A 14,671-nucleotide genomic window follows, 5' to 3' on the forward strand; every position below is an offset into this window, starting at 1 on the left:
GTAGGTGCCATGATCGTCAACCTCACGGACCCTGACACTGACGCGCACGAGCGGATCAGGACCGCCGCGGTGCTGCTGTTCGCCCGGCAGGGCTACGCCGCGACGAGCATCAGGGACCTCGGCCGGGCCGTCAACATGACCAACGCCGGGATCTATCACCACGTGGCGAGCAAGGAGGCCCTGCTCGCCGACCTCATGCGCGTCGCCCAGCAGGGCCTGAACGACGCCACGGAAGGCATGCTGGCCACGGCCGGCGGCGCGGCCGATCGGCTGGCCCTGCTGATCGGCTCGCTCACCGCCATCCACGCCCTCAACCCCCTGACCACCCGCGTCATGGACGGCGAGCTGCGCTCCCTGACGCCGGGCTCGACCGCCCACGTCGAGATCATCGCCCTGCGCGACGCGTACGAGGCCCACTGGAAGCGCACGCTGGCCGACGGCGTCGCCGGGGGCATCTTCCGCGTCGCCGACCAGAAGCTGACCCGCCTCGCCCTGATGTCGATGTGCACCGGCACCAGCGAGTGGTACCGCCCCGACGGGGACTCCACGCTGGAGCAGGTGTGCGCCGAGTTCGTCACGATCGGCCTGGCCGCCGTACGCGCCCCCGCCCAGGTCACGACAAGTCCTGACTTCTCCCTGCTGCCCGACTTTCCGTGGGAGCCGCCGGATGCACACAACGATCCCCGACCTGATGAGGCACGCCGCTAGAACGTACGGCACGCGCGAGTTCCTCCGCTTCCCCGACACCTCGCTGACCTTCGACGCCGCGGACACCCGGTCGGACCGCCTGGCCGCCGCCCTGATCGACCAGGGCGTGCGCCCGGGCCACCGGGTGGCGATCATGCTGGACAACGTGCCCGAATGGCCGCTGAGCTGGCTCGCGATCCTGAAGGCCGGGGCGATCGCCGTCCCGGTGAACGTGCGCTACCAGGCGGCCGACCTGAGTCACGTGCTCGACGACTCGGGCGCGGTGCTGACACTGACCACGGACGACGTGGCCGCGATCAACCCGGGGCCGTGCCGCGACCCGCGGACCCTGATCCGGCAGGCGGGCGACCGGAGCCCGCAGGTCTCCGTCAAAGCCGACGATGTTGCCAATTTTCAGTACACGTCGGGCACCACGGGCTTCCCCAAAGCCTGCATGCTCACCCACGACTACTGGCTCAGGACCGCCCAGATCGTCGCCGACCAGGCACGCCTCCGCGACGAAGACGTCGTGATCATCGCCCAGGCGTACTCGTACATGGACCCCCAATGGCTCACCGTGCTCTGCCTCGCCGGCGGCATCCCCCTCGTGGTGCTCCCCCGCTTCTCCGCCTCCGGCTTCTGGAACTCGGCCAGGGAGCACGGCGCGACGCTCACATACCTGCTCGGCACCATGCCCCTGCTGCTGCACAAGCAGCCACCCCACCCGCGTGACCGCGACAACCGCATGCGGCTCGTGCTCTGCTCCGGCATCCCGCCCGAGCTGCATCACACGTTCGAGGAACGCTGGGGCGCGCCATGGCGCGAGCTCTACGGCTCCACGGAGAGCGGCCCCGACCTGGTGGCGGCCGTCGACGCGGACGACACGGTCGGCACCGGCGCCATGGGCGTCGCGCCACCGGGCAAGGAGGTCAGGCTCGACGACGACGGCGAGATCCTGGTCAGGGGCGTGCCCATGATGAAGGGCTACTGGAACCACCCCGAGGCGACCGCCCACGCCTTCAGAGGCGGCTGGTACCACACCGGCGACCTGGGCTTCCGCGACGACCACGGCTACCTCCACCACGCCGGGCGGATCAAGGACATGGTGCGCAGGGGCGGCGAGAACATCTCCTGCGCCGAGGTCGAACGTGTGCTCACCCAGCACCCGGCCGTGCTCCAGGCGGCCCTGGTGCCCATCCCCGACGACCTGTGGGGCGAACTGCCCAAGGCATTCCTCCAGCTCCGCCCCGGTCACGCCTCCGACGCGCGTACCGCCATGGACGTCATCGAGCACGCCAGAGGCCGGCTGGCCCGCTTCAAGGTCCCGGCGTACGTGGAGTTCGTCGAGTCGTTCACGCTCACCCCGTCGGCCCGTATCGAGAAACGCCACCTGCTCCACCCCGGACGTGACCAGCGCGCCGCTCCCGCCATCCCCGTCGGCAAGGAGAGACCATGATCGAAGTCACCGAACGCGACGGGGTGGCGCTGATCACCCTCGCCCGGCCCGCCAAGCTCAACGCCCTCACCACCGGCATGCGCAGGGACCTCGCGGCGGCCGTACGGGACCACGGCGATGGCAGGAGCGCCAGGGGCATCGTGGTCACCGGCACGGGCCGGGCCTTCTCCGCCGGGGAGGACATCCACGAGGCCGCCGGCCGTTCGCTGGTCGACGAGGTGGCGTCGTTCCACGACATGACCAGAGCCGTTCTGGAGACGCGCGTACCGGTCGTGGCGGCGGTCAACGGCCTGGCCGTCGGCGGGGCCGCCGAGTGGACGCTCTGCTTCGACACGCGCATCGGCACCCCGTCGGCCGAGTATTTCCTACCCGAGAACCACATCGGCCTGTCGATCTCGAACGCCGCCAGCTACCTGCTTCCCCGCCTGGCGGGCGCAAGGGCGCTGCGGCTGGTGCTCGACTCGACCCGCATGAGCGCGCACGACGCCCTGGCCGCGGGCCTGCTGGACGAGATCGTCGCGCCGGAGGCGCTGCTCGACGCGGCGATCGCCCGCGTGCACCGCTGGACCGCGCCCGGCACGGCCACCGCCGTGCACCTCCGGCTGCTGCGGCCGCCGGCGCGCGAGGTCGAGCGGGCCTTCGAGGCGGAGACGGAGGCGGCCAGGCTCGTGGAGGAGGCGGGCATCGCCCAGGCGGGCATGACGAAGTTCATCGACCGCACGCGCCGGCCCGGCCAGGACTCCCCCGGCTGAGCGACGGCCACGGAACTCCTGACGAGCCGGCGACCCTCGCGGTGGTGCTGGTCAGGCGACGACGATCGCGGCCACCACCAGGGCGATCGCGGCCACCAGCACGGCGATGGAGTCGTAGGACCAGGTGACCCGGGCCGGCGCCGCCTGCTCGTCGCGGCGCCTGGCCGCCTCGGCGCGCTCGCGGATCTGGTCGCCCAGCCAGTCGGCGTGGGTCTTGCCCGCGAACGCCTCGACCGCCGCCTGCTCCGACCTGGAGAGCGTCGGCTCGGTCGTGAAACGCCCGCGTTGCCGCCTGGGAGCGCCGCGCCGCTGCGCCTTGGCCCGCTCTCTGGCACTGCTCATCGGCGTCCACAACCGCAGCACCCGCTCGTCGCCGTGGTGGACGTTGATGGAGTGGGAGACCGTGACGTCGTCGATGGAGGCCCACGACAGGAACGTCGTGCGGAACGGGTTGCGCCCCACCAGGCCCTTTTCCGTGAACACGGTGGCGGGCCTGAGCGCGATGGAGTAGACCAGCGCCGTCAGCGCCCCCAGCACGGCCAGCGCCACCAGCGACGACTTGCCGGTGTAGTGGGCGATGAGGTCCCACACGTTGAACGCGACGAAGGCCAGCCACACCCACGCCAGCGCGAACGCGGTCTTGGAACGGTAGGACTCTTTCACGACTGCCACTTGATCTGCGCGAACCCGGGCTTGATCACGCCGTTGATCAGCGCCAGCCGCTCGTCGAACGGGATGAACGCCGACTTCATCGCGTTGACCGTGAACCACTGCAAATCATCCCAGCCGTAGCCGAACGCCTCGACCAGCTTGTGGAACTCCTGCGACACGCTCGTCGAGCTCATCAGCCGGTTGTCAGTGTTGACCGTGACCCGGAAGTGCAGCCGCCGCAGCAGCCCGATGGGGTGCTCGGCGATCGACGCGGCGGCGCCGGTCTGCAGGTTGGAGGTCGGGCACATCTCCAGCGGGATGCGCTTGTCGCGCACGTAGGCGGCCAGCCGCCCCAGCTTGGCCGACTGGTCGCCGGCCACGGAGATGTCGTCGATGATGCGCACGCCGTGGCCGAGCCGGTCGGCGCCGCACCACTGGATGGCCTGCCAGATCGACGGCAGCCCGAACGCCTCGCCCGCGTGGATGGTGAAGTGGGCGTTCTCCCGCTGCAGGTATTCGAACGCATCGAGGTGCCGCGTGGGCGGGTAGCCGGCCTCGGCGCCCGCGATGTCGAAGCCCACGACGCCCACGTCGCGGTAGCGCACGGAGAGCTCGGCGATCTCCATGGAGCGCGCCTGGTGCCGCATGGCCGTCAGCAGCGTGCCGACGTGGATGTCACGCCCTTCCGACCCCTGCCTGAACCCCTCGAGCACGGCCTCGACCACCTGGTCGAGGCTCAGCCCTCTGGAGGTGTGCTGCTCGGGCGCGAAGCGCACTTCGGCGTAGACCACCCCGTCGGCGGCCAGGTCTTGAGCGCACTCGGAGGCGACGCGCACCAGGGACTCGCGCGTCTGCATGACCCCGACCGTGTGGTCGAACGTCTCGAGGTAGCGCTCGAGCGAGCCCGAGTCGGATGCCTCCTCGAACCACTGGCGCAGGTTGTCGGGGTCGTGGGTGGGCAGCCGGCCGTAGGCGGTCTCCCGGGCCAGCTCGACGATCGTCTCGGCGCGGAGCCCGCCGTCGAGGTGATCGTGCAGCAACACCTTGGGAGCCCGCCGGATCTGGTCAAGCGTGGGGCTCATCAGGCCATGATATGAGCACCGCCCCGTCTTCCGGGTTACGGCTCAGTCGCGGCCGGCCGATTCCGGGCTGAACGCGGGCAGGCACACGGCGATGTACTCGGCCCCTTCGGGACCGGCGCTGTATCTGACCTTCTCCCCCGGCGAGGTCACCACCGACTGCCCCGCCTCGACCTCGGTCGTGCCCTCCGCGTGCTCCACGATCACCGTGCCGCGCAGGACCACGGTGTACTCGGTGAACGACGGCGTCTGGGCGGGCTCCTCCCAGCCGGCCGGCGCGACCATGCGGGCGATGGAAATCGCCTCGTCGCCACTGCTGACACGGCCCACATGCTCGTCAATGACCTTGCCACCGGGCACCGGTATGCGTGCGGCCCCCTCGATCTTCCTCACCACCTCAGGCTACTGAACTTGGACCCGTGATGTCGGGTGGCGCAAGCCTTGGTGGCAGGGGACTGTCGGTGGCTGGTGGCAGGATCACCCGCATGGTTCTCTCACGTACGACTCCGCCGCGGCCTGTCGAGGTGACCGCGGTCTTTCCTGAGCTGGCTCCGTTGGCGCGTCCTGCGATTCGGCTCCATCCTCGTCCCGGGTCGCCTTCGGCAGGGGAAAGCTCGGTCGGGGGACCGTTGTTGTGGCCGGCTGAGGAGCCGTGGCCACACTGCGAAAGCGAGCACCCGGACAGTGGGTTCCGCCGGTCGCCGGCAGACGTACGGCTGGAAAGGCGCAGGCTGGCCCGGCTCCACCATGATCCCCATGGTCCCGAGTTCACGACCGAGGAGGAGGCGATCAAGGAACAGAATGCCGCGAGGCTCGCGAAGCGACTCGACGCCGGCCCTCCCTGGCCCGCGGAGTGCCCGGTCCCCATGTTGCCCGTCGCTCAGCTCTATCTGCGCGACATAACCCTGTTACGGCCGCCCGGAGACGCCGATCTGCTCCAGGTCCTCTGGTGTCCCTACGACCACGATCCGGACTGGAAGCCCGCGACCGCAGTGTTCTGGCGGTCCGCCGCCTCGGTCGTCGATGTCCTCGCCACGCCACCGGAACCGTATGAGGCGAACTATTCAGGCTATGTGCCGGAGCCCTGTCTGCTGGCACCAGAAGCAATCACCGAATACCCCAACAGCCTTGAGCTGAGCCCGGAGATGAGGCTGGCGGTGGGCGACTGGAGCAGATGGCAGACGGCCGGCGTGGGCGTGGACAACTCGTACGCGGACTGTCCGGAGGAGTTCTACGACGGCAATCTGGCTGACGCTCCCGGATGGAAGGTCGGGGGCTGGCCGCCATGGGGCCGCACCGACCCGTACCACCGATACTGCACTGTCTGCGACGCTCAGATGGCCCCGCTGCTGACCATTGCCTCCTTCGAATGGGACGGTGGTGAGCGCGGCTGGGCACCGTACGAAGACCAAGCCGCCGCCTACGCTGCCGGTCATCGAGCCGCCGGTCAGGACCCGGCGCAGCCGACGAAGGTCGAAGTGGGCAGCACGGACAATATGCAGCTCTACGTTTGCCCGACCTCTCCCGAGCATCCACACACCGACCTGATCCAATGAGCGGAGGCCGCTTCGGACGCGTAGGGCGGCAGGTAGTACAGGTCAGCCCGGCGATGGAGACGCGTCTACGGGAGCGGCGGACGGGGACCTGGCACGACCAGCCGTTACGCACCAACCGCTCGGCCGCATCCAGCCGCAACCGGTGCTCAGGGGCTGCGGCTCAGTGGGCCACGTCGATGACCAGCCGGCTGGGCGTGTCCTGTTCCTGGATCTGGAAGGCGGCCCGCCGCTTCAGCACCAGACCGATGCCGACGCGGCCCTCGAAGTCGCCGGTCCTGACGACGTCGGCGAGGTTGCGCAGGCCGGCGTGGTAGATCGGGCCGGCCTTCCACGTGGGCGTGCCGTCCTCGTCGTGGGCCTGGGAGGGGAAGAGCGTGACGAGGAGGTACGCGCCGCCGCGGATGTCGATCGGCCGGCCGGAGCCGTCCTCCACGAACTCGTCCACCCATCGCACGTTGTAGCCGGGTATCTCGCCGTCGAGGTCGATGACCACGCGGTCGTACGTCCTGTGCCCGGCGTACCGCACGCCCGTCACGATGGCGGGCTCGATGCCGTCGCGCCGGACGTCCACCTCGGCGGTGCTCGTCGGGACGTTGCGGCCAGGAGTGTCGCGGGCGGTGGTGGACGACCTGGTCGGGCCCGGCGATCCGGGCAGGGCGGTCTGCTGGGCCGGGCCGCAGGCGGTGAGCGCGGCGAGGCAGGCCAGCGAGGCCAGGGCGCGCGAGCGCGACGACCGGCGGCCGGACGGGGATGGCGAGCGCATGCCCGGTAGATGCCCCGCCCCGCCTCGCCGCAAGCCGCGTTTCCGCAGATCGCGCCGCTCCCTCGGACCGGCAGCCGGGCGAAACACGCAAACGGTTCCGCATCGTGCGGGCCCATGGCCGGGCGCGCAACCGTCCCGGAAGAACGTATGCAATTGCATTCACCGAGGTGGTACCCTCCGCGACATGGACGAGGAGTTCGTGGTCGGCACCTGGCACTACGTCCTGGCCAAGCACGCCAGGGCCATGTGCGCCCTGGAGCGCGAGCTGGGCGACCGGCACGGACTGGGTCCCAGCGAGTTCGAGGTGCTCGACCGGATCGTCCACCACGAGAGGAAGCTGCGCATCCAGGAGCTCTGCGACGAGGTCCACCTGAGCCAGAGCGCCCTGTCACGGGTGGTGGCGCGGCTGGAGAAGGCCGAGCTGGTCTCGCGCGGCGTGTGCGACGCCGACCGGCGGGGCGTCTACGTGTCCATCACCGACGCGGGGCGCGCCCGGCACGCCGAGGCCCTCCCCACGCAGCGCGCCGTCCTGCTCCAGATCTTCGCCGGCGACCCCGCCCCGAGCGGGGTCGTGGTCACGGGGCGGTGACGCGTTCGATGATCAGTGGCGGCCGTGCCACGTCCGCGGGGCCCACCGCGTAGCCGCCGTCCAGCGCCTCCAGCGCCCGCTCGAAACGGGCCGTCTCGTCGGCGTGGAGGGTCAGCAGCGGCTGCCCCTCGCGCACCGGGTCACCGGGCTTGGCGTGCAGCGTGATGCCCGCCCCCGCGGAGACCGGGTCCTCCTTGCGTGCCCGGCCCGCGCCGAGCCGCCAGGCGGCCAGCCCGACGGCGTACGCGTCGAGCCGGGTCAGCACGCCCGACGCCGGGACCCGCACCGTGGTGGTCTCGGCAGCCCTGGGCAGCTCGGCATCGGGGTCACCACCCTGGGCGGCGATCATGCGGCGCCAGGAGTCCATCGCCGAGCCGTCGGCCAGCGCCTTCGCCGGATCCTTGCCGGAGACGCCGGCGGCGGCCAGCATCTCCCGCGCCAGGCCCACCGTCAGCTCCACCACGTCGGCGGGCCCTCCGCCGGCCAGGACCTCGACGGCCTCCTCGACCTCCAGGGCGTTGCCCACGGCCCGCCCGAGCGGCCGGTCCATGGCCGTCAGCAGCGCGACCGTGCGCACGCCCGCGTCCGTGCCGAGCGCGACCATGGTCTCGGCCAGTTCCCTGGCCGTCTCCGTGGTCGTCATAAAGGCCCCTGAGCCGACCTTCACGTCGAGGACGAGCGAGCCGGTGCCCTCGGCGATCTTCTTCGACATGATCGAGGAGGCGATCAGCGGGATCGACTCCACGGTGCCGGTGACGTCGCGCAGGGCGTACAGCTTCTTGTCGGCGGGCGCGAGGCCCGAGCCCGCCGCGCAGACGACCGCCCCGGCCTCGCGCAGGACGTGCAACATCTCGTCGTTGGAGAGCGAGGCGCGCCAGCCGGGGATCGACTCGAGCTTGTCGAGCGTGCCGCCGGTGTGGCCGAGGCCGCGGCCGGACAGTTGCGGCACGTACGCCCCGCACGCCGCCACGAGCGGCGCCAGCGGCAGCGTGATCTTGTCGCCGACCCCGCCGGTCGAGTGTTTGTCGGCGGTGGGACGGTCGAGCGCCGACCAGTCCATACGCTCGCCCGAACGGATCATCGCCTGGGTCCAGGCGGCGATCTCGCGCCGGTCCATGCCGTTCAGCAGGATCGCCATGGCCAGCGCGGACATCTGCTCGTCGGCCACGCCACCGCCGGTGTAGGCGTCGATCACCCAGTCGATCTGGGCGGTGGTCAGCTCGCCGCCGTCGCGCTTGGCGCGGATGACCTCGATCGCGTCCATCACGAGCTCCGGCTGAGGTCCTGCGGGCCGAACGCGTACGGCAGGATCTCACGCATCGGCTTCGGCCCGTCGACGGTCTCGACCAGCAGGTCGTCGCCGCCGAACTCGTAGAGCAGCTGGCGGCAGCGCCCGCACGGCATCAGCAGCTCGCCGTGGCCGTCGACGCAGGTGAAGGCCACCAGCCGGCCGCCGCCCGACTGGTGCAGCGCCGACACCAGGCCGCACTCGGCGCACAGGCCGACGCCGTAGGAGGCGTTCTCGACGTTGCAGCCGGTGACCACCCGGCCGTCGTCGACCAGCGCCGCCGCCCCCACGGGGAACTTGGAGTAGGGCGCGTACGCGTTGCGCATGGCCTCGGCGGCCCTGGCGCGCAGGCTCTCCCAGTCGATGCTCAATGTTGTTCCCCCCTGCGGTATCTCACGCCGTCGGCCTTGGGCATGCGCAGCCGCTGCGAGGCGACCAGCAGCACGATGAGCGTGAGCACGTGCGGCGTGATGAAGACGAACTCGTTCGGCAGCTGGTCGACGGTCAGCCAGAGCCAGAACAGCACGACCATACCCGCGACGGCGGCGGCCATCATCGTGTACTGCCTGGCGCCCCTGGTCACCATCTCGGCCGGCTCGCCCGACGTGAGCAGGCGGCGGACCTGCTGCCCGAGGTAGATGAGCAGCAGCACGGCGCCGAACAGGAAGAACGAGGTGACCGCCCCCGAGCTGCGCAGCTGCAGGCCGTCGGCGTAGCCGAACAGCGCGGCGCCGCCCGCGAGCCCGCCGGGACGCCAGTTGCCGAAGATCATGGCGGCCAGGCCGATGAAGCCGCGGCCCGCCGTCTGCCCCTCCACGTATTTGGTGGAGACGAAGACGAGGAACACGCCGCCGAGGCCGGCGAACGCGCCGGAGATGACGACGGCGACGTACTTGATCAGGTAGACGTTCACGCCGAGCGACTCGGCCGCCCACGGGTTCTCGCCCGCCGAGCGCAGCCGCAGGCCGAAGGCCGTGTGCCAGAGCACGAAGTACGTCAGCGGCAGCAGGAGGACGGCCAGGACGACCAGCACGTTGACGTTGTGGGTGAGCCCGCGCAGGATGCCGGCGAGGTCGGACAGCAGGAACCAGTGGGTGCTCTCCAGCCGGCCGAGCAGGTCGGGCCCGTCCGACAGCAGCGGCAGGCTGGGCCTGGGCGGCGGGGAGGTGATCGCGGGCGAGGTGGTGATGCCCGCGCCCGCGTCGGCCGCCTGGGTGCCCTCCTTGTAGAGCACCTCCGACAGGAAGCGGGTGACGCCGGGGCCGAGCAGGTTGATCGCGACGCCGCTGATGATGTGGTCGACGCCGAACGACACGGTGGCGATCGCGTGCAGCAGGCCGCCGAGCGCGCCGCCGAGCAGGCCCGCGACCAGCGCGGCCACGGCGCCCCACTGGTAGCCGGCCCAGCCGGCGAACCAGGTGCCGAGCACCATCATGCCCTCGAGGCCGATGTTGACCACGCCGGCCCGCTCGGCCCACAACCCGCCCAGCCCGGCCAGGCCGATCGGCACGGCGAACAGCAGCGCGGCGGCGAACGTGCCGGAGGAGGTGATGTCGTTGTAGCCGGACACGACCCGCACCAGCGACAGCAGCAGGAGGAGCACGGCGACGCCGATGAGCGCCACGTGGTATTTCCCGACCCTGGTCATGCTCCCACCTCAACCGGAGAGTTCCCGCCGAGTTGCCGGGCGGCCCTGCGTTCTTCGAGTCTGAGCGCGAGGCGGTTGGTCACCTCGTTGGCGACGACGACGAGCAGCACGATCACGCCCTGGATGATCGTGATGACGGACGGCGGCACCTCCGCGATCTGCAGCGCCCCCTGCGCCCGGTCGAGGAACGCGAACAGCAGCGCGGCGATCGCGATGCCCACGGGCTTGTTCCTGCCGAGCAGCGCCACCGCGATGCCGAGGAAGCCGAGCCCGGCGGTGAAGTTGGAGTTGAAGGCGCCCCGGTCGCCGAGGATCTCGGGCAGCCCGATGAGCCCGGCGATCGCGCCGGACATCACCATCGCCGCGATCACCATCGTCTTGGGGTTGACGCCGGAGGCGAGCGCCGCCGGGCCGTTGAGCCCGCTGGCCTTGACGTCGAACCCGAACCGGGTGCGCTCCAGCACCACCCAGACCACCAGGCCGAGCACGACCGCCACGAGCAGGAAGCCCCACACCCCGCCGCCCCGGGTGGGCGGGAGCAGGCCGAACCAGTCGAAGAAGAAGTTGAGGTTGGGGAACATGGCCGACTCGGGGAGATCCGGCGTCGTCGTGGTGAGCTCGCCCTCGGCCCGCTGCCCCGCGAACGGGCCGCGTACGAGGTAGGAGGTCAGGTTGATCGCGATGTAGTTCAGCATGATCGTGGCGATGACCTCGTTCACGCCCCTGGTCACCTTCATGACCGCGGGGATGAGCGCGTAGAGGCCGCCGACGACCGCGGCGACCAGGATGATCACCGCGATCTGGATCGGCTTGGGCGCCGTGAACGTCGAGCCCACGTAGGCCGCGCAGATGGCCGCCAGGCGATACTGGCCTTCCACGCCGATGTTGAAGAGGTTCATGCGGAAGCCCACGGCCACCGCCAGACCGGCGATGAACAGCGGCACCGCGCGGTTGAGGAAGGCCGCGATGCCGTTCGACTGCGACCGGGCGCTCGCGCCGAAGTCGAAGAAGGCGGCGAACGCGGTGAGCGGGTCGGCTCCTGCGGCGACGATGGCGACACTGCAGATCGCGATCGCCAGGACGATGGCGACGGCGGCGCCGGCGACGGTGAACAGCGCCCGGTTGAGCCCCGCGGGCATCACGACTCCTCAGTGCCGGCGATGGCGCCGGTCATGTAGCCGCCCAGCCGCTCGGGCGTGATGTCGGACGGGTCGAGCGCGGCCACGAGGCGGCCACGGTAGATCACCTGGATGCAGTCGGACAGGCCGATCAGCTCGTCGAGGTCGGCGGAGATGAGCAGCACGGCCAGCCCGGCCGCCCTGGCCTCGCGCAGGTGGTCCCAGATCGCGGCCTGGGCGCCGACGTCCACGCCCCGCGTGGGGTGGGCGGCGATGAGGAACAGGGGCTCGCCGCTCATCTCGCGGCCCACGATCAGCTTCTGCTGGTTGCCGCCGGACAGCGCCAGGGCCAGCGTGTCGACGCCGGGCGTGCGTACGTCGTAGTCCTCGACGATGCGCCAGGTGTCGGCCTTGGAGGCCCTCCGGTTGATCCAGATGCCGCTGCGGGCGGGTTTCCTGGTCTGGTGGCCGAGCACGCGGTTCTCCCACAGCGACGCCTCCAGCAGCAGGCCCTGGCGGTGGCGGTCTTCCGGGATGTAGCCGATGCCGGCCTCCCGGCGTCTCAGCGTGGACCAGCCGCTGAGGTCATGCTCGCCCAGCGCGATGCCGCCGTGCGCCGGGCGGATGCCCATGATCGCCTCGATCAGCTCGCTCTGGCCGTTGCCTTCGACGCCGGCCAGGCCGAGGATCTCGCCCTTGTGGATCTCGAACGACACGTCGTCGAGGAGCAGCCGCCTGCCCTCCTCGCGCAGCAGGTCGACGTAGCGCTCGACCGGCATGCCCTTGGGCACGGCGCGGTGGCCGCCGGCCTCCATGGTGAGGTGCGACACCTTCAGCATCACCGTGTCGGTCACCGTGGACTCGCGCGTCTCGGGCGTGGGCAGCTCGCTGCCCACCATCAGCTCGGCGAGTTGCCGGGCGGTCACCTCGTGGGGATCGACGCTCGCGACGGTGGTGCCCCGCCGGATCACGGTGATCTCGTCGGCGATGTCGAGCACCTCGTCGAGCTTGTGGGAGATGAAGATGACCGTCAGGCCCTCGGCCGTGAGCTCGCGCAGGTTCTGGAAGAGCTCGGCGACCTCCTGCGGGACGAGCACGGCGGTCGGCTCGTCGAGGATGAGGATGCGGGCGCCGCGGTAGAGGACCTTGAGGATCTCCACGCGCTGGCGGTCGCCGACGCCGAGGTCCTCCACCAGCCTGCCGGGATCGACGCGCAGGCCGTGGGCGGTGGCCAGCTCGGTGATGCGCTTCGTGGCCGCGCCGACGTCGAGCATGCCGACTGTCGTCGGCTCGGCGCCGAGGATGATGTTCTCCAGCACGGTGAAGTTGTCGGCCAGCATGAAGTGCTGGTGGACCATGCCGATGCCGGCGTCGATGGCGTCGCTCGGCGAGCGGAAGCTGACGTCCTCGCCGTCGACCTTGATCGTGCCCTCGTCCGGCTTCTGCATGCCGTAGAGGATCTTCATCAGTGTCGACTTGCCGGCGCCGTTCTCCCCGACGATGGCGTGAACCGTGCCCTGCCGGACGGAGATGCGGATGTCATGGTTGGCGACGACGCCGGGGAAGCGCTTGGTGATGCCCTCGAGCTCGACGGCGGGTCTCGCCGTGTCGAGGGTGTCCGAGCTCATGTGCTCACCGCTCCCAGGTCGTCGGTCGGTGCTGGCTCACTTCGCCTCTCCTAGCAGCAGGGCGGCATGGGCGAAGGCCCGAAGTTGCGGACTCCGGGCCCTCGCGTGGTCATGTCCCTGATTACGGCTTGGACGGGACCGTGATCTTGCCCTCGACGATGTCCTTCTTGGCCGCGTCGAGCTTGTCCTTGATGTCGTCGATCTCGCCGCCCGTGGTGGCCAGACCGACGCCGTCGACCTTGAGGTCGTAGGTGATGTTGGTGCCGCCCTTGGCCCCACCCTGGAAGGCCTTGACGAACTCGAACACGCCGACGTCGACGCGCTTGAGCATCGAGGTCATGATGACCGACTGCAGGTCGCTCTCCTTGACCGTCTGGCGCTGGTCGGAGTCGACGCCGATGGCCTTCTTCTTGGCCGCGGCGGCCGCCTGGAACACGCCGAGGCCGGAGTCGCCGGCGGCGTGGTAGACGATGTCGGCGCCGTCCTGGAACATCTTCTCGGCCGCGACCTTGCCCTTGTCGGGGGCCTTGAACCCGGTGAAGTCGCCGTCAGGGGTCAGGTACTTCACGTCGATCGTGGCGTCCGACTTGACCGACTTCACGCCGGCCTCGAAGCCCGCCTCGAACTTCTTGATCAGGTCGTTCTCGACGCCGCCGACGAAGCCGACGTGGCCGCTCTCCGCCTTGGTCGCGGCGGCGACACCCGCCAGGTAGGAGCCCTGCTCCTCGGCGAACAGCAGGCCGGTCACGTTGGGCGCGTTGGACGCGGAGTCGACGACCGCGAACTGGATGTCGGGGTATTCCTCCGCGGTCTTCTTGATGTCCTCGCCGTAGGCGAAGCCGACGCCGATGATGGGGTTGTAGCCGGCGTCGGCCAGCTGGCGCAGCAGGTCGCCGCGGTTGGAGCCGTCGGAGGCCGGGCTCAGCTCCTTGATCTCGGCGTTGAGCTCCGTCTTGGCCTTCTCCAGGCCCGCGTACGCCGCGTCGTTGAACGACTTGTCGCCGCGCCCGCCGATGTCGAAGGCGAGCCCCACCTTGAGCGCGCCCTCGGACTCGCCGGCCGGCGCCTCGCTCGCGGTGGTGCCCCCACCAGTGTCGCCGCCGCAGGCGGCCGCTGCCATGAGCATGACGCCGGCCACCGTGCCGACCGCCATCCTGCTGAATCGCTTGCCGAGCAAGGCGACTCCTTCCATTTCCCCGCCGTCTTCCTCCGCTGCGAGTTCGTCGCGCGCGCCAAGGAGCGTACGGCACCTGCACGGAAGATAGTTGCTTGACCAGGGCAGACCAAACCAGCACACAGTGTCGCAACCGCTCCGTTATCGACATCAAGCGCGTCCGTGACCTGAAGCGGGCGTCAGGCTCGGGAAAACTTTTGCTCAAAGTTTGGGTCTCGATCGCCCTTGCCCCCGAGCAGATCATGGCGGACATTCCCAGCGACGGCGGAAATTTCCTATCGG

15 protein-coding genes are annotated in these 14,671 nt (G+C 70.3%); 5 read left to right on the forward strand and 10 right to left on the reverse strand.

All coding sequences use genetic code 11. The annotated features are described in order from the left end of the window. The first annotated feature begins 9 nt into the window (after nucleotides 1–9). From ABGA98_RS03045 to ABGA98_RS03055, 3 genes are read left to right on the forward strand one after another with little or no spacing between them, the layout of a single operon-like run. Nucleotides 10–708 carry a TetR/AcrR family transcriptional regulator gene (locus ABGA98_RS03045; RefSeq protein ID WP_347616616.1) on the forward strand — a complete coding sequence of 233 codons (699 nt, stop codon included), beginning with the start codon at nucleotides 10–12 and terminating at the stop codon, nucleotides 706–708. After that, nucleotides 668–2,143: an AMP-binding protein gene (locus ABGA98_RS03050; RefSeq protein ID WP_347616617.1), complete on the forward strand. Its 1,476-nt coding sequence runs from the start codon at nucleotides 668–670 to the stop codon at nucleotides 2,141–2,143. Before ABGA98_RS03045 ends, ABGA98_RS03050 begins: the two co-directional genes overlap by 41 nt. Further along, nucleotides 2,140–2,895 (forward strand): enoyl-CoA hydratase/isomerase family protein, encoded by a 756-nt coding sequence (locus ABGA98_RS03055; RefSeq protein WP_347616618.1) that lies wholly within the window; start codon nucleotides 2,140–2,142, stop codon nucleotides 2,893–2,895. Before ABGA98_RS03050 ends, ABGA98_RS03055 begins: the two co-directional genes overlap by 4 nt. A 51-nt stretch (nucleotides 2,896–2,946) precedes the next feature. Here ABGA98_RS03055 and ABGA98_RS03060 read toward each other — a convergent pair whose 3' ends face one another. Genes ABGA98_RS03060 through ABGA98_RS03070 form a run of 3 tightly spaced genes read right to left on the reverse strand, consistent with a single transcriptional unit; the run spans nucleotide 2,947 to nucleotide 5,018 of the window. After that, complete coding sequence (locus ABGA98_RS03060) at nucleotides 2,947–3,558, reverse strand: PH domain-containing protein (RefSeq protein WP_347616619.1); 612 nt, start codon at nucleotides 3,556–3,558, stop codon at nucleotides 2,947–2,949. After that, nucleotides 3,555–4,628 (reverse strand): adenosine deaminase, encoded by a 1,074-nt coding sequence (locus ABGA98_RS03065; protein WP_347616620.1) that lies wholly within the window; start codon nucleotides 4,626–4,628, stop codon nucleotides 3,555–3,557. The genes ABGA98_RS03060 and ABGA98_RS03065 overlap by 4 nt, the downstream gene beginning before the upstream one ends. 42 nt (nucleotides 4,629–4,670) lie before the next feature. Next, a complete protein-coding gene (locus tag ABGA98_RS03070; RefSeq protein ID WP_347616621.1) occupies nucleotides 4,671–5,018 on the reverse strand; it encodes a cupin in 348 nt (115 codons plus the stop codon). A gap of 473 nt (nucleotides 5,019–5,491) precedes the next feature. Between ABGA98_RS03070 and ABGA98_RS03075 the strand changes: the two genes are divergently transcribed. Then, on the forward strand, nucleotides 5,492–6,181 hold the full coding sequence (locus ABGA98_RS03075; RefSeq protein ID WP_347616622.1) for a hypothetical protein: 690 nt from the start codon (nucleotides 5,492–5,494) through the stop codon (nucleotides 6,179–6,181). Between the two features lie 160 nt (nucleotides 6,182–6,341). On the opposite strand, the gene ABGA98_RS03080 is transcribed toward ABGA98_RS03075, so the two are convergent. Continuing rightward, nucleotides 6,342–6,944 carry a hypothetical protein gene (locus ABGA98_RS03080; protein WP_347616623.1) on the reverse strand — a complete coding sequence of 201 codons (603 nt, stop codon included), beginning with the start codon at nucleotides 6,942–6,944 and terminating at the stop codon, nucleotides 6,342–6,344. A gap of 184 nt (nucleotides 6,945–7,128) precedes the next feature. On the opposite strand from ABGA98_RS03080, the gene ABGA98_RS03085 reads away from it, so the two are divergent. Further along, nucleotides 7,129–7,533: a MarR family transcriptional regulator gene (locus tag ABGA98_RS03085; RefSeq protein WP_347616624.1), complete on the forward strand. Its 405-nt coding sequence runs from the start codon at nucleotides 7,129–7,131 to the stop codon at nucleotides 7,531–7,533. Here the strand turns inward: ABGA98_RS03085 and ABGA98_RS03090 are convergent. The 6 genes from ABGA98_RS03090 to ABGA98_RS03115 form a co-directional block, all read right to left on the reverse strand. After that, nucleotides 7,520–8,797, reverse strand: a complete 1,278-nt coding sequence (locus tag ABGA98_RS03090; RefSeq protein WP_347616625.1) for a thymidine phosphorylase — start codon at nucleotides 8,795–8,797, stop codon at nucleotides 7,520–7,522. The two genes, ABGA98_RS03085 and ABGA98_RS03090, sit on opposite strands and share 14 nt — an antisense overlap. Continuing rightward, nucleotides 8,797–9,192, reverse strand: a complete 396-nt coding sequence (locus tag ABGA98_RS03095; RefSeq protein WP_347616626.1) for a cytidine deaminase — start codon at nucleotides 9,190–9,192, stop codon at nucleotides 8,797–8,799. The genes ABGA98_RS03090 and ABGA98_RS03095 overlap by 1 nt, the downstream gene beginning before the upstream one ends. Beyond that, nucleotides 9,189–10,469, reverse strand: coding sequence for an ABC transporter permease (locus tag ABGA98_RS03100; protein ID WP_347616627.1), 1,281 nt, complete (start codon nucleotides 10,467–10,469; stop codon nucleotides 9,189–9,191). Before ABGA98_RS03100 ends, ABGA98_RS03095 begins: the two co-directional genes overlap by 4 nt. Beyond that, nucleotides 10,466–11,608, reverse strand: a complete 1,143-nt coding sequence (locus ABGA98_RS03105) for an ABC transporter permease (protein WP_347616628.1) — start codon at nucleotides 11,606–11,608, stop codon at nucleotides 10,466–10,468. Before ABGA98_RS03105 ends, ABGA98_RS03100 begins: the two co-directional genes overlap by 4 nt. After that, the gene (locus ABGA98_RS03110; protein WP_347616629.1) at nucleotides 11,608–13,215 is read right to left on the reverse strand and encodes an ABC transporter ATP-binding protein; all 1,608 of its coding nucleotides are present in this window, start codon (nucleotides 13,213–13,215) and stop codon (nucleotides 11,608–11,610) included. The genes ABGA98_RS03105 and ABGA98_RS03110 overlap by 1 nt, the downstream gene beginning before the upstream one ends. Before the next feature lie 121 nt (nucleotides 13,216–13,336). Next, nucleotides 13,337–14,392, reverse strand: coding sequence for a BMP family ABC transporter substrate-binding protein (locus ABGA98_RS03115; RefSeq protein WP_347616630.1), 1,056 nt, complete (start codon nucleotides 14,390–14,392; stop codon nucleotides 13,337–13,339). Nucleotides 14,393–14,671: the final 279 nt, after the last annotated feature.

The organism is Nonomuraea sp. B1E8, from assembly GCF_039871515.1.
Classification (GTDB): Bacteria; Actinomycetota; Actinomycetes; order Streptosporangiales; family Streptosporangiaceae; genus Nonomuraea.